Origin of the sequence: Serratia sp. LS-1 (assembly GCF_003719595.1) — a bacterium.
GTDB classification, from domain to species: domain Bacteria; phylum Pseudomonadota; class Gammaproteobacteria; order Enterobacterales; family Enterobacteriaceae; genus Serratia; species Serratia ureilytica.
The window spans coordinates 3,588,022-3,607,411 of sequence record NZ_CP033504.1; the positions used below are offsets into that span (position 1 = coordinate 3,588,022).

The window sequence follows — 19,390 nt, forward strand, 5'->3', positions numbered from 1 at the left end:
GCTGCTCGATTTCCTTAAATAACGCGCGACGCCTTGCCGCGCCGCGCTTTGGGCGCGTTAAAGCGCCCGACCATGTCTCTAACGTTCCACCCAGCCCAGCGTACGCTTGGCGAAGGCATCGCGTATCGCCGGCAAACGTTCCATCGCCATCAGCCCCAGATTGCGGCCGATCACCAGCGGGCTATAACGGTTGGCGAACAGATGAATCAACCCGTCGGTCACGCCGATCGTCGCCCGCTGATCGTTTTGCCGCCGCTGCTGATAACGGCTCAGCAGTGCGTAACCGCCGGCGTCTTCGCCGCTGTCTGCCGCTTCCGCCAGCGTTTCCGCCAGCGACATCACGTCGCGCAGGCCAAGGTTGAACCCCTGCCCGGCGATAGGATGCAGCGTTTGCGCCGCGTTGCCCACCAGCGCCAGCCGGTGGCTGACATGGCGATCGGCGGTCAGCAGACCGAGTGGGTAACTGTGCCGTTTACCGGCTTTGAGGATACGCCCCAGCCGCCAGCCGAAGGCCTGTTGCAGCTCGGCGATAAACCGCTCGTCGTCCCAGGCATCCACCTGGGCGCGATCTTCGCGCGCATGGCACCATACCAGTGAACTGCGCCCCTGCGACATCGGCAACAGCGCCAGCGGCCCATAGCGAGTAAAGCGCTCAAAGGCGCGCCCCTGCGGATCTTCCGCCGTGGTGACGTTGGCGATGGTGGCGAACTGCGGATAGTCCTCCTGCCGCCACTGCATATTGCAGGCTTGCGCCAGCGCAGAGCGCGAGCCGTCGGCCGCCACCAGCAATTGCCCGCGCAGACGCTGGCCGTTGTCCAGCAGCACTTCCGCCCGCTCTGCGGTGCGAATCACGTCCACCACCCGCGCCGGGCAGTGCAGCGTAACGCCGGGGGCCTTGGCCAGCAGCGCGAACAACCGCTGCCCGGCGTCGTGCAGTTCGATCACCTGGCCGAGCGCATCGACCTGATAATCTTGCGCCTGCAGATTCACAAACCCGGCGTGCCCGCGATCGCTGACGTGCACCTGAGTGATCGGCGTAGCGCAATCGCGCAGCGCCGGCCAAACGCCGATGCGCGCCAGCTGTTGGCAGGTGCCCTGCGCCAGTGCGATGGCGCGGGCGTCAAAGCCCGGATGGCTGCGGTCGTCCGGCCGGGTCGCCTCGACCAAATCCACCGCCATTCTTCCCTGAGTGAGCGACGAAATGGCCAGCGCCAAGGTCGCGCCCGCCATACCCCCGCCAACGATAATAACGCTCATGCTACGACCTTGCCGCCGCCATCAAAGCCTCGATGGCATCGGCGTCTTTCACCACGGTGGCGGTCAGGTTTTCATTGCCGTCGGCGGTGATCACGATATCGTCCTCGATGCGGATGCCGATGCCGCGGTACTCCGCCGGCACGTCCGCATCCGGCGCGATGTACAGCCCCGGCTCCACGGTCAGCACCATGCCCGGCTCCAGCAGCCGATCGCGGCTCGGCGTGCCGTAGTGGCCAACGTCGTGCACGTCGAGACCCAGCCAGTGGCTCAGCCCGTGCATGAAGAACTGACGGTGCGCCTGCTCGGCGATCAGCAGGTCGACTTCACCTTTCAATACGCCCAGCTCCACCAGCCCGACCACCATGATGCGCACCACTTCGTCATTGACTTCGCGAATGCTGGTGCCGGGTTTGAACAGTTCCAAAGCGCGCTGCAGCGACGCCAGCACAATGTCGTACACCGCGCGCTGCGGCCGGCTGAACTTGCCGTTGACCGGGAAGGTGCGGGTGATGTCGCCGGCGTATCCCTGGTACTCGCAGCCCGCGTCGATCAACACCAGATCGCCGTCGCGCATCTGGCTCTCGTTCTCGGTGTAGTGCAGGATACAGCCGTTTTCGCCGCTGCCGACGATGGTGTTGTAAGACGGGTAACGGGCGCCGAGGCGGGTGAACTCATGATGAATTTCCGCTTCCAGCTGGTATTCGAACATGCCCGGACGGCATTTTTCCATCGCGCGGGTGTGCGCCAGCGCGCTGATCTCACCGGCGCGGCGCATCACCGCCAGCTCTTCCGGCGACTTGAACAGCCGCATGTCGTGCAGCCACGGCCGCCAGTCGGTAACGGTGGCCGGCGCCTGCAGGTTCTGGCGGAACCCCTTGCGCAGCTTGTCCAGCGCGCTGAACAGGATCTGATCGGCATAGGCGTATTCGCCCTGCGCGTGGTAGACCACGTCCAGACCGTTGAGCAGCAGGTGCAGTTGGTCATTGATTTCATCGAACGGCAGCGCGCGATCCACGCCCAGCTTTGCCGGTGCGGCGTCTTGCCCCAGGCGGCGGCCAAACCAGATTTCCGCCGTCAAATCGCGCACCCGGTTGAACAACACGCTGTGGTTGTGCGTTTCATCGCTTTTAATCAGCACCAGCACCGCTTCCGGCTCATTGAAGCCGGTCAGGTACCAAAAATCGCTGTTCTGCCGGTAGGGATAGTCTGAATCTGCACTGCGCGTCGTTTCCGGCGCAGAGAAAATAACCGCCGCACTGGCCGGCGCCATTTTCGCCAACAGCGCCTGGCGGCGGTTGTTGAATTCCTGCTGAGTCATTACCTTCTCCTGAAATCATGCCATCCGCACCGCCGGCGGAGAGGCGATAGAACGTTTAGTGCAGCGTCGGTTTGATATTTTCCGGCGCCGTCGGTTTGTGACGGGTGAATTCGCCGTGGCACATGATGGCGGCGACCCGCACATACTCCGCCACTTCTTCCAACGACTGTTCCAATTCTTCCTGATCTTCGTCTTCGTCGTAGCCCAGCTGCGCGATATTGCGCAGATCGTCAATCGCTTCACCGACTTCGTCTTTCACCTGAGCCAGCTTCGGCTGCATCATGCCCAGCCCGAGCAGGAAGTGGTTGACCCAACCGGCCAGCGCGTCTGCGCGATCGAACACGCTGACGATCTCCCCTTCAGGCAGCATCAGTTGGAACAGGAATTCGTCATCTTCCAGCGTGTCACGCGTCGCTTCATACAGCTGCTGCAACGGTTGGCTGAGCGCCTGCGGGAAGGCGACGCCTTCGTTGGTCAGATCGTGCACCAGCGCCTGCCAGCCGGCATCACGGCTGCCGCCGCACAGCAGGCCGCTGATCAGGCCGTGCATTTCTGCCGCGGTCAGCGCCACCGACTGCTGGTTGAGGGCCACGGTCAAAGATTGGTAACTTGGAAATGTATTCTGTATAGACATGCGCATTCGTCATCGTTGGCAGGATAAGTTCGTGTTATGCTACCACCAAGGTCCGTCGCTATACCAGATAAGCGCGACACCTCAGTGGCTAGTTATAATCGCGATGTGGCAGGTTTCACACTGCGCCGGCGGGTGACGAAAGTGCGGTAAATACGCATTTTGAAACCCTTTTTTGACTGGCAATGTCCGCCACAGTAGATTACAACCAGGTACTGAAAAAGGGGTTGTATCTTGGTACCGAGGTATATATAGTGGCGCCCGCTTTGACGGCCCGGCCCGGGCGGACAAGGCTGGCGCGAAATTTAGGCAGGAAGGTGGCATGTCTGCACAACCGGTAGATATTCAAATTTTTGGCCGCTCGTTAAGAGTCAATTGCCCGCCAGAACAACAAGATGCGTTGAATATGGCGGCGGACGATCTTAACCAACGGTTGCAAGATCTTAAAGTTCGCACTAGAGTCTCCAATACTGAGCAACTGGTTTTCATCGCGGCATTGAACGTCTGTCACGAACTTGCTCAAGAACGGTTGAAAACCCGTGACTATGCGTCCAATATGGAACAACGCATACGGATGCTGCAGCAGACCATTGAACAAGCGCTGCTTGAACAAGGTCGCATCTCTGAACGTCAGGATGCACAATTCGAATAACTTAAGTTGTTGAAAGCCAAGTTTTCGGCAACGAGTACAAAATTTCTCTGAGATGTTCGCCAGCGGGCCAGTCCCCTGAGCCGATATTTAGTACAAACAGAATGTGTTGCTCCGCGATCGGTGAGCACGCTCGGTGCGCCGAGAAGCCTTAAGATTGCGACGGCACGTTCACCTTGAACCATGGGTTCAAGGGTTACAGCCTGCGACGGCATCTCGGAGATTCCCCTTCTCAGCGGTTTTGTGTGCTGAACGCCACACTGAGCAAGCCTGATACGATGTCTTTTCAATCCCAATTCGCGCAGCAGCGCCAAGCCATTCGTCAACTGATTCGCCAACGTCGGCGCGAGCTTACGCCGGGCCAGCAACGCTTTGCCGCAGAGAAAATAGCCGAGCGCCTCGTCGCGCATGCGCACATTAAGGCGGCGCACAGCATCGCGGTATTCCTGTCGTTTGACGGTGAACTCGATACCGGGCCGCTGATAGAGCAGCTGTGGACGCTCGGAAAACGGGTTTACCTGCCGGTGCTGCATCCGTTCAGCCCGGGCCACCTGCTGTTCCTGCGCTATGCGCCGGAAACGCCACTGGTGCGCAATCGCTTCAATATTCTTGAACCGCGCCTCGATGTGCGCCAGGTGTTGCCGCTGGGCGAGCTGGACGTCGTGCTGACGCCGCTGGTGGCATTCGATCATACCGGGCAACGTCTGGGTATGGGCGGCGGCTTTTACGATCGCACCCTGCAAAACTGGCAGAGCGACGGCCCTTATCCCATCGGGCTGGCCCATGATTGCCAGCAGGTGGAACACCTGCCGACCGAGCACTGGGATATACCGCTGCCGGAAATCCTCACCCCGCTCTGCAGCTGGGCGTGGCACGAACCTAAATAGCAAAAGGCCGGATCGCTCCGGCCTTTTTCGTTGCGGCGAGCCGCCGAATCAGAACAGCAGACGGGCACGAATGGTGCCGTCGATGGCCTTCATGCGCTGCAGCGCGGCGTCGGCGCGCGCGGTTTCCGCTTCGATGTCGATCACCACATAGCCGATTTCCGGCCCGGTTTGCAGATACTGCGCGGCGATGTTAACCCCCTCTTCGGCGAAGATCTGGTTAATCTGCGTCAGCACGCCCGGACGGTTTTCGTGGATGTGCAGCAGACGGCTGGCGTTCGGGCCATGCGCCGGCAACGACACTTCCGGGAAGTTGACCGCCGACAGGGTCGAACCGTTATCGGAATATTTCGCCAGTTTGCCGGCCACTTCGTCGCCGATGTTCTCCTGCGCTTCCTGAGTGGAACCGCCGATGTGCGGCGTCAGCAGCACGTTATCGAACTCACACAGCGGCGAGTTGAACGGATCGCTGTTGGTCGCCGGTTCTTCCGGGAAGACGTCGATCGCCGCCCCCGCCAGGTGATTGCTGGCCAGCGCGTCGCACAGCGCGGGGATATCCACCACGGTGCCGCGCGAGGCGTTGATCAGAATAGCGCCCGGTTTCATCAGCGCCAGCTCTTCCGCCCCCATCATGTTCTTGGTCGCCAGCGTTTCCGGCACGTGCAGCGTCACCACGTCGCTCATATTGAGCAGATCGGACAGATGACGCACCTGTTGCGCGTTGCCCAACGGCAGCTTGTTCTCGATATCGTAGAAGAACACCTTCATGCCCAGCCCTTCGGCCAGAATGCCCAGCTGGGTGCCGATATGGCCGTAGCCGATGATGCCCAGTTTTTTGCCGCGCGCTTCATAGGAGCCCACGGCCAGTTTGTGCCACACGCCGCGGTGCGCCTTGGCGTTGGCGGCCGGAATGCCGCGCAGCATCAACAGCAGCTCGCCCAGCACCATTTCGGCCACGGATCGGGTATTGGAGAACGGGGCGTTGAAGACCGGAATGCCGCGTTTGGTCGCCGCTTTCAGGTCAACCTGGTTGGTGCCGATGCAGAAGCAGCCCACCGCCACCAGTTTTTCTGCGGCGGCGAACACCTCTTCGGTCAGATGCGTGCGCGATCGGATGCCGACGAAGTGCGCATCGCGGATGGAGGCCTTCAGCGATTCGGTGTCTAACGCACCCTTGTGGTATTCGATATTGGTATAACCGGCGGCACGCAAATTATCGACCGTGCTCTGATGAACCCCTTCCACCAACAGGAATTTAATCCTGTCTTTCTCCAATGATACTTTTGCCATTTACCCGACCCTATGTTCAGACTTCAGAAGCGGCTGTGACGACACAGCTCCCATCCAACATAACAAAAATAACGCGGGCGGCAATACAAACGATTGCCTGCCCGGCAGGACAAGGCGCAGCGTTGATGGCGGTTTACGGCAGAAAATGCCATAGGGAAAGTTTTCGGCAGAAGCTTTGGGGAGTCAGTTTTCACAATGTGACATAAGTCACCAAATTTGCCGCTTTTCAGAAAAGATGTTTTAACCGAAGAAATATGCGGCCCGGCACTGCCGGGCCACAGGCCGCAGAGGCTTATTTGACCACTTTCACACCTTCCGGGGTGCCGACCAACGCCACGTCCGCGCCGCGGTTGGCGAACAGCCCCACGGTCACCACGCCGGCGATGCCGTTGATCTTGTTCTCCAGCGCGATGGCGTCGGTGATGTTCAGGTTATGCACATCGAGGATCACGTTGCCGTTGTCGGTCACTACGTTCTGGCGATACTCCGGCAGGCCGCCCAGTTTCACCAGCTCGCGCGCCACATAGGAGCGGGCCATCGGGATCACTTCCACCGGCAGCGGGAATTGGCCCAGCACGTCCACCTGCTTGCTGGCGTCAACGATGCAGATGAATTTCTTGGCGATGGCGGCGATGATCTTCTCGCGCGTCAGCGCCGCGCCGCCGCCTTTGATCATCTGCATGTGGCCGTTGATTTCGTCCGCGCCGTCCACGTAGATATCGAGCGAGTCCACTTCGTTGCTGTCGAACACATGGATGCCGAGGCTTTTCAGCTTGGCGGTGGAGGCGTCTGAGCTGGACACCGCGCCTTCAATCTGGTGCTTGATGGAGCCCAGCGCGTCAATAAAGTGGGCGGCGGTAGAGCCGGTGCCCACCCCGACGATGGTGCCCGGCGTCACGTATTCCAGCGCCGCCCAGCCCACCGCTTTTTTCAGTTCATCCTGCGTCATAATATGTCCCTTGCCTCTGTACGAAAACGTGTGCGTATTATAGGGTAAAACGCTGTTTTTCACGCCGGCAGGATCACACTTATTTACCGCAGCCCGCATTTTTACCCGCTTGGCGGCGAGCTGGGGGCGTGATTTTTCCACCTGCGCCGCACGCAAAATGTGGCATAGTGCCGGTATCATTCTAATTTAAGGGATATCTTTCCGATGAAACGCCCAGACTATCGTACGCTGCAAGCGCTGGACGCGGTGATCCGTGAGCGCGGCTTCGAGCGCGCCGCGCAAAAACTCTGCATCACGCAATCGGCGGTATCCCAACGCATCAAACAGCTGGAAAACCTGTTCGGCCAACCGCTGCTGGTCCGCACCGTGCCGCCGCGCCCGACCGAACAGGGGCAAAAGCTGCTGGCGCTGCTGCATCAGGTGGAGCTGCTGGAAGAAGAGTGGCTGGGTAACGACACCGGCGTCGATACGCCGCTGCTGCTGTCGCTGGCGGTCAACGCCGACAGTCTGGCGACCTGGCTGCTGCCGGCGCTGAAGCCGGTGCTGGCGGACTCCCCCATTCGTCTGAATCTGCAGGTAGAAGATGAAACCCGCACCCAGGAGCGGCTGCGCCGTGGTGAGGTGGTGGGCGCGGTGAGTATTCAGCCGCAGCCGCTGCCGAGCTGCCTGGTGGATCGGCTGGGGGCGCTGGACTACCTGTTCGTGGCCTCCAGCGGCTTCGCCGAGCGCTATTTCCCGAACGGCGTCACCCGCTCCGCGCTGTTGAAAGCGCCGGCGGTGGCCTTCGATCATCTCGACGACATGCACCAGGCATTCCTGCAGCAGAACTTCGATCTGTCGCCGGGCAGCGTGCCCTGCCACATCGTGAACTCATCGGAAGCCTTCGTGCAGCTGGCCCGTCAGGGCACCACCTGCTGTATGATCCCACATCTGCAGATCGAAAAGGAGCTGGCATCCGGCGAACTGATCGATCTGACGCCGGGGCTGTACCAGCGCCGCATGCTGTACTGGCACCGCTTCGCGCCGGAGAGCCGCATGATGCGTAAAGTGACCGACGCGTTGCTGGAGCACGGTCACCAGGTGCTGCGCCAGGATTAAAACGAAAAAAGGTTCGCCGCAGCGAACCTTTTCTTCATGACAACACCCTTACTGCGCGGCGTTGCGCTGCAGCTCGAACACCACATCCACCTGATCGTCGAAGTGAATGCTTTGCTGTTCATAGGTTTGCGCCGCGTCGTTTTCCGCCGCCGCGCCGGCCGCCTTATACATCCGCGCCACCGGCATCGGCTGGTAGTTGGCGACCCGGTAGCGAATGCTGTACACCGGCCCCAGCTTGGCGTGGAAGCCCTTGGCCAGGGATTCGGCCTGCTGAGTCGCGTTCTCGATCGCTTTTTGCCGCGCCTGCTCGCGATACACGTCCGGCTTGGCGACGCCCAGCTCCACCGCGCGGATCTCGTTCAGGCCGGATTTCAGCGCGCCGTCCAGCAGCTCGTTCAGCTTGTCCAACTGGCGCAGGGTCACCTGCACCTGGCGCACCGCCCGGTAGCCCTTCAGCACCGACTCGCCGGTTTTCAGGTAATCGTATTCCGGCTGGGTGCGCAGGTTGGCGGCGCTGATGTCTTTCTTCTCGATGTTGTTTTTCTGCAGGAAATCAAAGTACTGCGCCACGCGCTCGTCCACCTGCTTCTTCGCCTGGGCGGCGTCTTTGGAGGAAACGCTCACTTCGATCGCCAGAGTGGCGATATCCGGCGTGGCGTCCACGCTGGCGGTGCCGGAGGTGACGACGTGCGGCCCTTCAGGCAATTCAGCCGCCTGCAGCGCCATCGGTAGCGTCCCTAATCCGACCATTGCGGCCATAGCCAATGCTTTTAGCTTCACAGTGTCTCCTTAATGACAGGCTGTCTCTGATCGCCGGCTTTTCCCTGCGAGAACCGCCGGTTTCCTGGCATCAAACGTAGCATATCGCACGGCGTTTTGAATTCGGATTAGTGACAAATTCTTATAAATTTGCCCCCTGCCAGGCCAGCTGCAGCGCGATGCCCCACATCACCAGACCGACCAGCGCGTTGATGATGCGCTGCGCCCGCTGGGTGTTCAGCCACGGCGCCAGCCAGGAGGCCAGCAGCGCCAGGCCAAAGAACCACACCGCCGACGCGCTGACCGCGCCAAGCGCGAACCAGGAACGCACGTCCGCCGTCAGCTGTCCGCCCAGGCTGCCGAGCACCACGAAGGTATCCAGATAGACGTGCGGATTCAGCCAGGTGACCGCCAGCATGGTGACCACGATGCGCCAGCGGCTCTGCGCCAGCTCCTGCGCCGCGGCCTGCGCCGGTTGCGGGCTGAAGGCGGAACGGAACGCGCCCCAGCCGTACCACAGCAGAAACGCCACCCCGCCCCAGGTCACCAACGCCAGCAGCAGCGGCGAGCGGGTCAGCAACGCGCTGCCGCCGAAAATACCGGCGCAGATCAGCACGATATCGCTCAGCGCGCACAATGAGGCGATCATCAGATGATACTGACGGCGAATGCCCTGATTCATCACGAATACGTTCTGCGGGCCCAGCGGCAGGATCATGGCGGCGCTTAGGGCAAAGCCCTGCAGGAAGACGGCTAGCATGGGAAATTCCTCGAATGATAAAAGGCGCCGGACGTGGGCGCATATCGGTCAACACGCGCATCATACGAGGAAGCGATCATTAGGTGAAATTGATGTTTCTAATCAAGTATCAGAGATGCTAATACCCTGTGGGCGCCAGGCCAGCGCCGCCAGATTCGCCCATCGGCGAAAAATTCGCTATCATCCGCCCCTCCTCCCTCCAGCCGGCCGACCGATGTCTACGATTACCGATACCTTCATCGCCCCGCCCTGTCATGACCAGATAGAGATCCTCTATCAGGACGATCATCTGGCGCTGATCAATAAACCCGCCGGGTTGCTCAGCCTTTCGGGCAAAAATCCGCAAAATCTCGACTCGGTGCACTATCGGCTGGTGCAGATCTTCCCCGGCTGCACGCTGGCACACCGCCTGGATTTCGGCACGTCCGGGTTGATGGTGGTGGCCCGCAATAAGGCCGTCAATGCCGCGCTCTGCCGGCAGTTCAGCGAGCGCACCGTCGGTAAAGTCTACAGCGCGCTGCTTTGCGGCCATCTGGCGGATAACGAAGGGGTGATAGACGCGGCGATCGCCAACGATCCGGCGCTGTTCCCGCTGATGTCAATTTGCGCCCTTCACGGCAAGCCCGCTCGCTCCCGCTATCGGGTCATCGAGCGTTTTTATCGTCACGTGGAGGATGGGATCTCGCTGCCGCTGACGCGGGTGCAGCTTACCCCAGAGACTGGGCGCACCCACCAGCTGCGTATTCACAGCCGGCAATTGGGCCACCCCATTTTAGGCTGCGATCTGTATGGCGGGCGCCTGCTGCCGGGTACCGAGCAGACGCCGCGGCTGATGCTGCACGCCAGCGAACTGGACTTTGTACACCCCATCAGCGGAGAGCGGATAACCGCTCGTCACGCCGCGCCGTTCTGAACGCGGCTTACCACATCAAATCGTCAGGCACTTTAAAGTCGGCGTACGGATCGTCTTCATCCTGCTCTTCCTGACTCAGCGCGCTGTGCAACACAATGCTGCCCGTATCGCGCTGCGCGATTTTATCGGCGACGCTCGCGGGGATAATCGCGTATTCACACTCTTCCCGGTTCTCGATCAGCAAACGCGCAATGGCGAGGCGGCCATTGATCAGTTGGGTCTGCGTCGCCTTATCCACCAGGATTTTTTTGATCAGGTTACCGTCGGTAAAGTTAAAACCGATATCGCCTTTCGCCAGCACGATGCGATTCATCTCGATCAGCTGCTTCACCTGCGCCTTGTATTCTTTGGACAGCGCGGCTTGCTTTTGCTGCTCGTTCAGCTGCTTATCGCGCTCAAGCTGCGCCTTTTTATTCTCTTCCACCGCCTCTCTGGCCTCGCGGGCCTGAACGCGTGATTTTTTAGCCGTTCTTTGGACTTTGGCCATTTTCTTGCTGGTTACCAAGCCCGCTTTGAGCATCTGCTCTTGTAAGGTGAGTTTTGTCATGTTCGTGTCTGAAGCCGTGGGATCATGGAGGGATTATACCCGTAATTTTTCAGGCTGCACCAGGTTGCCGGCCCAACCCACCGGCGGTTTTCGCCGCAGAGCAACGGCGGTAAAACGGCCCGAACGCCCGATCATGAATACCGCTCATGTGGTAATGAAATTAAGTCTCTTTCACTCCCCCAGGGACTCTGGCAAAAATAGACCTCATTAACGACAGACAATATGAAATCGGCTGAATAAAAAAATAGAAAAACAAGCCATTGAAAGAAATGGATAAATCCAGCCTTCATATCATATAACAGGATGCTATAAGACGATGAATACAGACTTCACCTTTACGATTAAAAGCAGTTCTTTCGACGAAGATTATAACCCTTCTGAAAATACGCGTATCACCACCAACTTTGCCAATTTGGCCAGAGGGAAAAACCGCCGGGAGAACCTGCGCAACACGTTGGTGATGATCGACAATCGCTTTAATGCATTAGCCTATTGGGATAACCCCAAGGCCGATCGCTACTCCGTCGAGCTGGAAATCATCTCGGTTGAGATGCGCATCGAAGATCAGGGCGCCAGCTTTCCGGTTATCGAAATCCTGAAAACCAACATCATCGATAAAAAAACGCAAAAGCGTATCGAGGGCATCGTCGGGAACAATTTCTCGTCTTACGTGCGCGATTACGACTTTAGCGTCTTGCTGCCGGCGCACAATAAAAACACGGCGGAATTTACCATTCCGGATGATTTCGGCGATTTGCACGGCAATATCTTTAAGCACTTCGTCAATTCAAACGAATACCATGAAAATTTCAGCAAACCGCCGGTGATCTGCCTCAGCGTGTCCAGCAAAGACACTTACCATCGGACGGGCAATCAACACCCGGTCTTGGGCGACGAGTATCGGCAAGACGGCGCTTCATTGACCGACCGGTATTTTAAAAAAATGGGCCTGCAGGTGCGCTATTTCATGCCGAAAAATAGCGTTGCGCCCCTGGCCTTTTATTTCCCCGGGGATTTGCTGAGCGATTACACCGACCTGGAACTGATCGGCACCATCAGCACGATGGAGACCTTCCAGAAAATCTATCGGCCTGAAATTTACAATGCCAACTCGGCGGCGGGGCAATGCTATCAGCCAAGCCTGAATAACCAGGATCATTCATTAACCAAGATTGTTTACGATCGCGAAGAGCGTAGCCAGTTAGCGATTGAGCAGGGGAAATTTACGGAAGAGCAATTTATCAAACCCTATAAGCCTATTCTTGAGCAATGGTCTGCTCACTACGCGCTTTGATTCACTTAAATACAGGTCACCTATCATGAAAATATTGCTCCCCACATCGACCGCCGGTAGCTTGCCCAAACCGGTCTGGCTGGCCCAACCGGAAACCCTGTGGTCGCCCTGGAAATTGCAGAATGAAGAACTCATCGAAGGGAAACAGGACGCCCTGCGTTTGTCACTGGCAGAGCAACAACAGGCCGGCATCGATATCGTCAGCGATGGCGAACAAACCCGTCAGCACTTCGTCACGACGTTTATCGAGCATCTCAGCGGCGTCGATTTCGAAAAACGCGAAGTGGTTAAAATCCGCAATCGCTATGAGGCGAGCGTGCCGACGGTCGTGGGGGCGGTCTCGCGTCAAAAACCCGTTTTCGTTGAAGACGCCAAATTTTTACGCCAGCTGACCACACAGCCGATTAAATGGGCCCTGCCGGGGCCGATGACCATGATCGACACGCTCTATGACAACCACTATAAAAGCCGCGAGAAATTGGCTTGGGAGTTCGCGAAGATCCTCAATCAGGAAGCCAAAGAGCTCGAGGCCGCAGGCGTCGACATTATTCAGTTTGATGAGCCCGCATTTAATGTGTTCTTTGACGAGGTGAATGACTGGGGTATCGCCGCCCTGGAAAGAGCCATTGAAGGGCTTAAGTGTGAAACCGCCGTGCATATCTGCTATGGATATGGGATTAAAGCCAATACCGACTGGAAAAAGACGCTGGGCTCGGAATGGCGACAATATGAAGAGGCGTTTCCGAAACTGCAAACGTCCAACATCGATATCATCTCGCTGGAGTGCCATAACTCGCACGTGCCCATGGATCTGCTTGAACTGATCCGCGGCAAAAAGGTGATGGTCGGCGCCATCGACGTAGCGAATCATGCCGTTGAGACGCCGGAGGAAGTGGCCGACACGCTGCGCAAAGCGCTGCAGTTTGTCGATGCCGACAAACTCTATCCGTCGACCAACTGCGGCATGGCTCCCCTGCCTCGTCAGGTCGCCCGCGGCAAGCTGAATGCGTTAAGCGCAGGCGCCGAGATCGTGCGCCGAGAGCTGTTAGCCAAATAACCTTGCCTGCGCCCGCCACAGACACCTCCTGCGGCGGGCGATTATCAGCAATTCCCCCTCCCCGCAACGCCCCCGCTCTGGTGTATACTCGGATTTCTACGCGATGCCAGCCACAGCGGTTTTGGTTCAGGCCTGGCCTGAACAGCCCTCAGCCAGCCCACACCAGCCGAATAACAGTGGAATAACCATGAGCCCAAATACCGCTCGCATCAGCGAAATCATCGATCGCGCCAGGATCTCCCCCTACCAAATCCTGATCCTGACCCTGTGTTTCCTCATTGCCCTGCTGGATGGCTTTGATACCGCCATCATCGGCTATATCGCGCCGGCACTGCGCGAAGAGTGGGATCTGCTGCCCGCTCAGCTCTCTCCCGCCTTCGGCGCGGGGCTGTTCGGCCTGCTGATCGGCAGCCTGCTGTTCGGGCCGATCGCCGACGCCCTCGGCCGCAAACGCGTGCTGCTCGTCGCGGTACTGGTGTTTGGCGGCTGTACTCTGGCTTCGGCCTATACGCATTCGATCGAATCCCTGACCCTGCTGCGCTTCATCACCGGCATTGGCCTCGGAGGCGCGATACCGACCTGCATCACCCTCAGCTCGGAGTACTCACCGGCGCGCCGCCGCATGCTGATGGTCACCTTGAGCTGGAGCGGCTTTACCGCCGGGTTAGCCCTGGGCGGCCTGCTGGCCGGGCAGATCATCCCGGCGTTCGGCTGGCGCGGCCTGCTGCTGGTCGGTGGCATCGCGCCGTTGGCGCTGCTGCCGTTGTTGGCCTGGCAGATGCCCGAATCAGTACGCTTTATGGCCGCCAGCGCCAAACATGCCGATCGGCTGCGCCGGGTGGTCGAACGCATCACCGGCCAGCGTTGGGCCGGCGTGACGATTGTCGATGACGAGCGCCCACCGCAGGCCACATCGCCGATATCACACCTGTTTATCGAAGGCCGCGCCGTGCGCACCCTGCTGCTGTGGGTGGCGTTCTTCTGTTCGCTGTTCGTGTTCTACCTGCTCACCAGCTGGCTGCCGACCCTGCTCAAAGACGCCGGTTACGATATCGCCCACGCCTCGCGCATCGGCGCGATGGTGCCGCTCGGCGGCACCCTGGGCGCCATCCTGATGGCGCTGCTGATGGATCGGATCGGGCCATACCGCGTACTGGCCGTCTCCTACCTGGGCGCCGCGCTGGTGATCGGCGCGACCGGGTATCTGATGGGCGACGTCTACACGCTGGCCGCCGTCGTGTTCCTTATCGGCTTCGGCGTGGCCGGCGCGCAAAACGGCCTGAACCTGGTCTCCGCCACCCTTTATCCGACCGCAGCCCGCGTCACCGGCGTCAGCTGGGCCATGGCCAATGGCCGCTTCGGCTCAATTGTCGGCTCGATGCTCGGCGCCTGGATGATGGCCGCCGCCGGCTCGACGGAAGTGTTCTTCCTCTGGCTGGCGCTGCCGGCGCTGCTGGGCGCCGCCGCCATCTTCCTGCTCTATCGCCTCAGCCTGCGCCGCCGCACGCCGCTCACGGAACCGGCTGCGGGCATCTGACCTCGCGGAAAATAAAAGGCCGAGACGCCATCGGTAGCATCTCGGCCTCTCATGAGAAACCCTTAACCTATCGGTTATTTTTCAAAAGCGCTTGCCGCTATAGTGCACTGTTTTCCTTGTCATTGGCTTCCTTTATGCACTCATCGACATTTTTAAAATCATATTGCAGATAAACGCTCCCAACCCCACTATTGACGGCGGTCGCTTCAAGCATAATCCCCTGCAAATCGTTCTTGAACGGTTTATCTTTTTTCTCTTCCCAGTCAATACCGAAATAGCGTTCTTTTTTAAGCAGCCCCATCATCCAATCACCAGGTTCTTTCCATAACGACCCCGGCAACAGCAAGTCAGTAGCATTTCCTTTGCCATAATTAGCGGTCAATGATTTAGCAATGTCCTTCACCCTGGACTTTAACTCCACCCCATAACTGTCTGTATTGATATCACCGCTAAGCGCGCGAATTCGGCATAAACCAACCTTGGGAGAGATGAGCAAAATGTAGGTTTCAAAGGCGTAATACGTTTTGGGGACGACCTCCGTAGTATAAATATTAAGACGATTCGGTATTGCCGTTAAGGTAACGCCTGTCATGTCCTCGACGTTCTTTTTCGTCAACCCCATTTGCAGTCCAAACGGCCCAATGCCGGGCGGAAGCAACGCGTCTTTCGCCACCGGTTCTTCCCGCTGATTGGATTTTGAAGCGGTTGATGTTGCATGATGGGCTATCGTCGGAACGGCCAGGCCATATTTCGCCGACAGCAATTTTTGCTGCAACATCGCCAGACTTTGCTCTTGAGTGGCTATCGTTGCCTTTTTTATCGACCCCACCAGACCACCATCGTATTGTGCGGCCTCTTGTTTAGCGGTCGATATTTCCCGAGTCAGCATTGCCAATTCGGCGGTGAGCTTTTCCGCCAGCTTCAGATCCGGCGCGGTCTGGTTCGTGACAATCTCAACCTTTGATCCAGACTCGATCGCATTGATTCGTTGCTGAATAAGCGCCTTGTTCGTTTTCAGAATTTCCAGTCGCGCCATCACCAGAGATTTAATCAAGCCGCCGTTTAACGTGTCCTGCTGTTTAGCTGCGTTTTCAATCTCGGCATCCGTACTCACCAGCTCTGACTTTAAATCGTCTACTTGCTGTATTTGTTCAGGCGACAATGCTTTTGGCCCACATCCAGAGATCAAGACGCTCAATAATGCGGCAATAACAGCCCTTTTCATTTCATCCCTTTCCTATCGACAATCCACAAGAAAGCTATGGTATCAGAGAAGGAAACAGTAACAACGAAAAGTCGTTTTTACCGCGACTTATTGAGCTTCTCGTTATTACGCCCGCATCTACTTGTCATAGGCCGCAATTTCCGAAGGCGCATATCGGCTTGGCACCAATATCGATACAGCGGAGACAGATTGAATGGCTGCCTGGCTAATACGGGGAAAATGGCAAAAAAAAGGGGGCAAGGCCCCCTTCTCTGTTATTCCGCCTTGGCGGAAGCGTCTTCGGTGCGATACAGGTGCACATCCATCTGCGGGAACGGAATGCCGATGTTGTGGGCATCCAGCGCGCGCTTGAAGTTTTCCATCAGATCGAAGTACACGTTCCAGTATTCCGCATTGGTGGTCCAGGAACGGGTCACGAAGTTCAGCGAGGACGGCGCCATCTCGTTCAGACGCACGGTCACGCCTTTGGCGTGCATGATGCGTTTGTCGGCGGCGATCACGTCGCCCAGCACCTTCTTCACCACGTCGATATCGGCGTTGTAGGCCACGCCCACCACGATATCCACGCGGCGGTTCGGTTCGCGGGAGTAGTTGATGATGTTGCCGGCGATGATTTTACCGTTCGGCACCACGATGGTTTTGTTGTCGGCGGTGCGCAGGGTGGTGGAGAAAATCTGCACCTGATCGACGGTACCGGCCACGCCGCCCAGATCGACATATTCACCCACGCGCAGCGGACGGAAGATCACCAGCAGCACGCCGGCGGCGAAGTTGGACAGCGAGCCTTGCAGCGCCAGGCCGACGGCCAAACCGGCGGCACCCAGCACCGCGATCACCGAGGTTGTCTGCACGCCGACGCGCCCCAGCACGGCGATGAAGGTGAACGCCAGCACGCCGTAACGCACGATCGCCGACAGGAAGTCGGCCACCGTGGCGTCGATGCCGCGCAGCTTCATCACGCGGTTCAGCGCATTGCCGACCACGCGGGCCACAATCGAACCGATGATCAGGATAACGATGGCGGCGACGATATTCACCGCGTACTGGATCAACAGATCCTGATTCTTCACCAACCAGTCGCCGGCACCGTTGATGCCGTCTACTACATTCAAATCTTTCATTCGTGTCGTCCTAACTCAGTCCCTAACGGGAGAAACTCGCAAAAATACACTGGCCTCGGCGGCCAGTAGGAAACCACGCCTAAGGGTAACCAACATTAAAGGCTCATGCCAACCATCAGCATTAAAAATAGCCGAAACCGCCCGCCGCTTCTTCTATGCTGAGAACAGCGCGTTGGCCATTTCACGACAAGGGATCCGTTCTTCATGCACATTCGCTCTTCGCTCAAACACTATTGGCAAGTGCGGCCCAGGCTGCTGTTTTCCGTCGGCGCCGGGCTGCTGTGCTTTCTGCTGCTGCCCGCCCAGCTCTCGCTGCTGCAACGCTTGATGATCGGCTGGAATACGCTGGCCTGGCTCTACCTGCTGTTTCTCTGGCGGCTGATGCTGGTCAGCACGCCGCAGCACATTCGCCAAATCGCCCGGCGGCAGGACGAAAGCGCCAGCATGGTGCTGGCGTTAGTCAGCCTCGGCTGCCTGGTCAGCTTACTGGCGATCCTGTTTGAATTGAGCAGCGCCAAACAGGTGGCCGGCTCTCTGAAAACGCTGCATTTGCTCCTGACCGGCGCCACGCTGGCGGTCTCCTGGCTGCTTCTGCCGACCGCCTTCACCATGCACTATGCTCATCAGTTTTATCGCCAGGGCGCACAGCAGGATCCTTTGCCGCTGCTGTTCCCCGGCAATCTCGCCGATCCCACCTATCTGGATTTCGCCTACTTCTCCTTCACCATCGCGGTCGCGTCGCAAACCGCCGATGTGGCGGTCGGCGCGGCAGAGGTGCGCAAGATCACCCTTCTGCAGTCGGTGATCTCCTTCGCGTTCAACATGCTGATCCTGGGCCTGTCCATCAACGTCGGCGCCGGCCTGTTGGGCTGAAAACGAAAAAGGCTCCCCGCAGGAGGGAGCCTTGTACTTCATGCAACAGGTGCCGAAGATTACAGAACGTCTACCGCGTTCAGATCTTTGAAGGCCTGCTCCAGACGCGTCACCATGCTGGTTTGCGCTGCGCGCAGCCATACGCGTGGATCGTAGTATTTCTTGTTAGGCTGATCGGCGCCTTTCGGGTTGCCCAGCTGGCCCTGCAGGTAAGCTTCGTTCGCTTTGTAGTACTGCAGGATGCCGTCCCAGGTCGCCCATTGGGTGTCGGTGTCGATGTTCATCTTGATCACGCCGTAACCCACAGACTCTTTGATCTCTGCGTCGGTAGAACCGGAACCGCCGTGGAACACGAAGTTCAGGCTGTTGTGCGGCAGGTTGAATTTCTTGGACACGTAATCCTGAGAATCGCGCAGGATGGTTGGAGTCAGCTTAACGTTGCCTGGCTTGTACACGCCGTGCACGTTACCGAACGATGCAGCGATGGTGAAGCGCGGGCTGATGGCGTTCAGTTTTTCGTACGCGTAAGCCACGTCTTCCGGCTGGGTGTACAGAGCGGAAGCGTCCATATGGCTGTTGTCCACGCCATCTTCTTCACCGCCGGTGCAGCCCAGTTCGATTTCCAGCGTCATGCCGATTTTGGCCATGCGCTTCAGGTAGGCGCTGCAGATCTCGATGTTTTCTTCCAGAGACTCTTCAGACAGATCGATCATGTGGGAAGAGAACAGCGGTTTGCCGGTAGCGGCGAAGTGTTTCTCGCCGGCGTCCAGCAGGCCGTCCAGCCATGGCAGCAGTTTCTTCGCGCAGTGGTCGGTGTGCAGGATCACCGGCACGCCGTAGTGTTCAGCCATCTGGTGAACGTGGTGTGCGCCGGAGATAGCGCCCAGAATCGCTGCGCCCTGAGGCACATCGGTCTTCACGCCTTTGCCGGCGATGAATGCGGCGCCGCCGTTGGAGAACTGAACGATGACCGGCGCGCGCACTTTAGCCGCGGCTTCCAGCACTGCGTTGATGGAGTCGGTACCCACGCAGTTTACCGCTGGCAGCGCAAAGTTGTTCTCTTTAGCAACTGCGAAGACTTTCTGAACGTCATCACCCGTGATGACACCCGGTTTTACGAAATCAAAAATTTTAGACATGTTACTTTGTCCTGTTTCGTCGGCCGTAGATGGATGTAAATCGATGTTTTCACGCCGCGCAGCATTTGCCGCGCGGTATAAAACAAACG

19 protein-coding genes and 1 other RNA gene are annotated in these 19,390 nt (G+C 58.4%); 9 read left to right on the forward strand and 11 right to left on the reverse strand.

Annotation, left to right across the window (positions count from 1 at the left end):
- Positions 1-78 precede the first annotated feature (78 nt).
- The 3 genes from ubiH to EDY99_RS17165 are packed head-to-tail and all read right to left on the reverse strand — an operon-like array spanning position 79 to position 3,209.
- Entirely contained in the window at positions 79-1,257 is a 1,179-nt protein-coding gene (gene ubiH, locus EDY99_RS17155; RefSeq protein WP_101453756.1) for a 2-octaprenyl-6-methoxyphenyl hydroxylase, read from the reverse strand.
- 1 nt (position 1,258) lies between these two features.
- On the reverse strand, positions 1,259-2,575 hold the full coding sequence (gene pepP / locus EDY99_RS17160; RefSeq protein ID WP_033652182.1) for a Xaa-Pro aminopeptidase: 1,317 nt from the start codon (positions 2,573-2,575) through the stop codon (positions 1,259-1,261).
- 55 nt (positions 2,576-2,630) lie between these two features.
- Positions 2,631-3,209 carry a YecA family protein gene (locus EDY99_RS17165; RefSeq protein ID WP_004931622.1) on the reverse strand — a complete coding sequence of 193 codons (579 nt, stop codon included), beginning with the start codon at positions 3,207-3,209 and terminating at the stop codon, positions 2,631-2,633.
- A 319-nt stretch (positions 3,210-3,528) separates the two neighbouring features.
- Here EDY99_RS17165 and zapA point away from each other — a divergent pair, with 319 nt between their 5' ends.
- From zapA to EDY99_RS17180, 3 genes are all read left to right on the forward strand, one after another.
- The gene (zapA, locus tag EDY99_RS17170; protein ID WP_004931621.1) at positions 3,529-3,858 is read left to right on the forward strand and encodes a cell division protein ZapA; all 330 of its coding nucleotides are present in this window, start codon (positions 3,529-3,531) and stop codon (positions 3,856-3,858) included.
- Positions 3,859-3,899: 41 nt separating this feature from the next.
- Positions 3,900-4,082, forward strand: a non-coding RNA gene (gene ssrS / locus EDY99_RS17175) — 6S RNA.
- A gap of 51 nt (positions 4,083-4,133) precedes the next feature.
- On the forward strand, positions 4,134-4,742 hold the full coding sequence (locus EDY99_RS17180; RefSeq protein ID WP_123061954.1) for a 5-formyltetrahydrofolate cyclo-ligase: 609 nt from the start codon (positions 4,134-4,136) through the stop codon (positions 4,740-4,742).
- A 48-nt stretch (positions 4,743-4,790) separates the two neighbouring features.
- Here EDY99_RS17180 and serA read toward each other — a convergent pair whose 3' ends face one another.
- A complete protein-coding gene (gene serA / locus EDY99_RS17185; protein ID WP_025304156.1) occupies positions 4,791-6,029 on the reverse strand; it encodes a phosphoglycerate dehydrogenase in 1,239 nt (412 codons plus the stop codon).
- 292 nt (positions 6,030-6,321) lie between these two features.
- Positions 6,322-6,978: a ribose-5-phosphate isomerase RpiA gene (gene rpiA / locus EDY99_RS17190; protein WP_116286947.1), complete on the reverse strand. Its 657-nt coding sequence runs from the start codon at positions 6,976-6,978 to the stop codon at positions 6,322-6,324.
- A gap of 204 nt (positions 6,979-7,182) precedes the next feature.
- On the opposite strand from rpiA, the gene EDY99_RS17195 reads away from it, so the two are divergent.
- Positions 7,183-8,076 (forward strand): LysR family transcriptional regulator ArgP, encoded by an 894-nt coding sequence (locus EDY99_RS17195; RefSeq protein ID WP_004931613.1) that lies wholly within the window; start codon positions 7,183-7,185, stop codon positions 8,074-8,076.
- Positions 8,077-8,124: 48 nt separating this feature from the next.
- Here EDY99_RS17195 and EDY99_RS17200 read toward each other — a convergent pair whose 3' ends face one another.
- Together EDY99_RS17200 and argO are read right to left on the reverse strand one after the other, a co-directional pair.
- Entirely contained in the window at positions 8,125-8,856 is a 732-nt protein-coding gene (locus tag EDY99_RS17200; protein WP_031300626.1) for an oxidative stress defense protein, read from the reverse strand.
- A gap of 121 nt (positions 8,857-8,977) precedes the next feature.
- Positions 8,978-9,595 carry an arginine exporter ArgO gene (gene argO, locus EDY99_RS17205; RefSeq protein WP_004931603.1) on the reverse strand — a complete coding sequence of 206 codons (618 nt, stop codon included), beginning with the start codon at positions 9,593-9,595 and terminating at the stop codon, positions 8,978-8,980.
- 214 nt (positions 9,596-9,809) lie between these two features.
- Between argO and EDY99_RS17210 the strand changes: the two genes are divergently transcribed.
- A complete protein-coding gene (locus EDY99_RS17210; RefSeq protein ID WP_116286946.1) occupies positions 9,810-10,508 on the forward strand; it encodes an RluA family pseudouridine synthase in 699 nt (232 codons plus the stop codon).
- 7 nt (positions 10,509-10,515) lie between these two features.
- Here EDY99_RS17210 and EDY99_RS17215 read toward each other — a convergent pair whose 3' ends face one another.
- A complete protein-coding gene (locus EDY99_RS17215) occupies positions 10,516-11,055 on the reverse strand; it encodes a DUF2058 domain-containing protein (protein ID WP_116286945.1) in 540 nt (179 codons plus the stop codon).
- 316 nt (positions 11,056-11,371) lie between these two features.
- On the opposite strand from EDY99_RS17215, the gene EDY99_RS17220 reads away from it, so the two are divergent.
- The 3 genes from EDY99_RS17220 to EDY99_RS17230 all read left to right on the forward strand — a co-directional run bounded on the left by EDY99_RS17220 (position 11,372) and on the right by EDY99_RS17230 (position 14,943).
- Complete coding sequence (locus EDY99_RS17220) at positions 11,372-12,349, forward strand: DUF1852 domain-containing protein (protein WP_033644742.1); 978 nt, start codon at positions 11,372-11,374, stop codon at positions 12,347-12,349.
- Positions 12,350-12,374: 25 nt separating this feature from the next.
- Entirely contained in the window at positions 12,375-13,406 is a 1,032-nt protein-coding gene (locus tag EDY99_RS17225) for a methionine synthase (protein WP_033644741.1), read from the forward strand.
- 187 nt (positions 13,407-13,593) lie between these two features.
- A complete protein-coding gene (locus tag EDY99_RS17230; protein WP_116286944.1) occupies positions 13,594-14,943 on the forward strand; it encodes an MFS transporter in 1,350 nt (449 codons plus the stop codon).
- 97 nt (positions 14,944-15,040) lie between these two features.
- Here the strand turns inward: EDY99_RS17230 and EDY99_RS17235 are convergent, their stop codons facing one another.
- Together EDY99_RS17235 and mscS are read right to left on the reverse strand one after the other, a co-directional pair.
- The gene (locus EDY99_RS17235) at positions 15,041-16,168 is read right to left on the reverse strand and encodes a hypothetical protein (protein WP_033644738.1); all 1,128 of its coding nucleotides are present in this window, start codon (positions 16,166-16,168) and stop codon (positions 15,041-15,043) included.
- 254 nt (positions 16,169-16,422) lie between these two features.
- The gene (mscS, locus tag EDY99_RS17240) at positions 16,423-17,289 is read right to left on the reverse strand and encodes a small-conductance mechanosensitive channel MscS (RefSeq protein ID WP_015378992.1); all 867 of its coding nucleotides are present in this window, start codon (positions 17,287-17,289) and stop codon (positions 16,423-16,425) included.
- Positions 17,290-17,493: 204 nt separating this feature from the next.
- Here mscS and EDY99_RS17245 point away from each other — a divergent pair, with 204 nt between their 5' ends.
- Complete coding sequence (locus EDY99_RS17245) at positions 17,494-18,162, forward strand: DUF1345 domain-containing protein (protein ID WP_033644737.1); 669 nt, start codon at positions 17,494-17,496, stop codon at positions 18,160-18,162.
- 59 nt (positions 18,163-18,221) lie between these two features.
- Here EDY99_RS17245 and fbaA read toward each other — a convergent pair whose 3' ends face one another.
- Positions 18,222-19,301, reverse strand: coding sequence for a class II fructose-bisphosphate aldolase (gene fbaA, locus EDY99_RS17250; protein WP_025304179.1), 1,080 nt, complete (start codon positions 19,299-19,301; stop codon positions 18,222-18,224).
- Positions 19,302-19,390 lie beyond the last annotated feature (89 nt).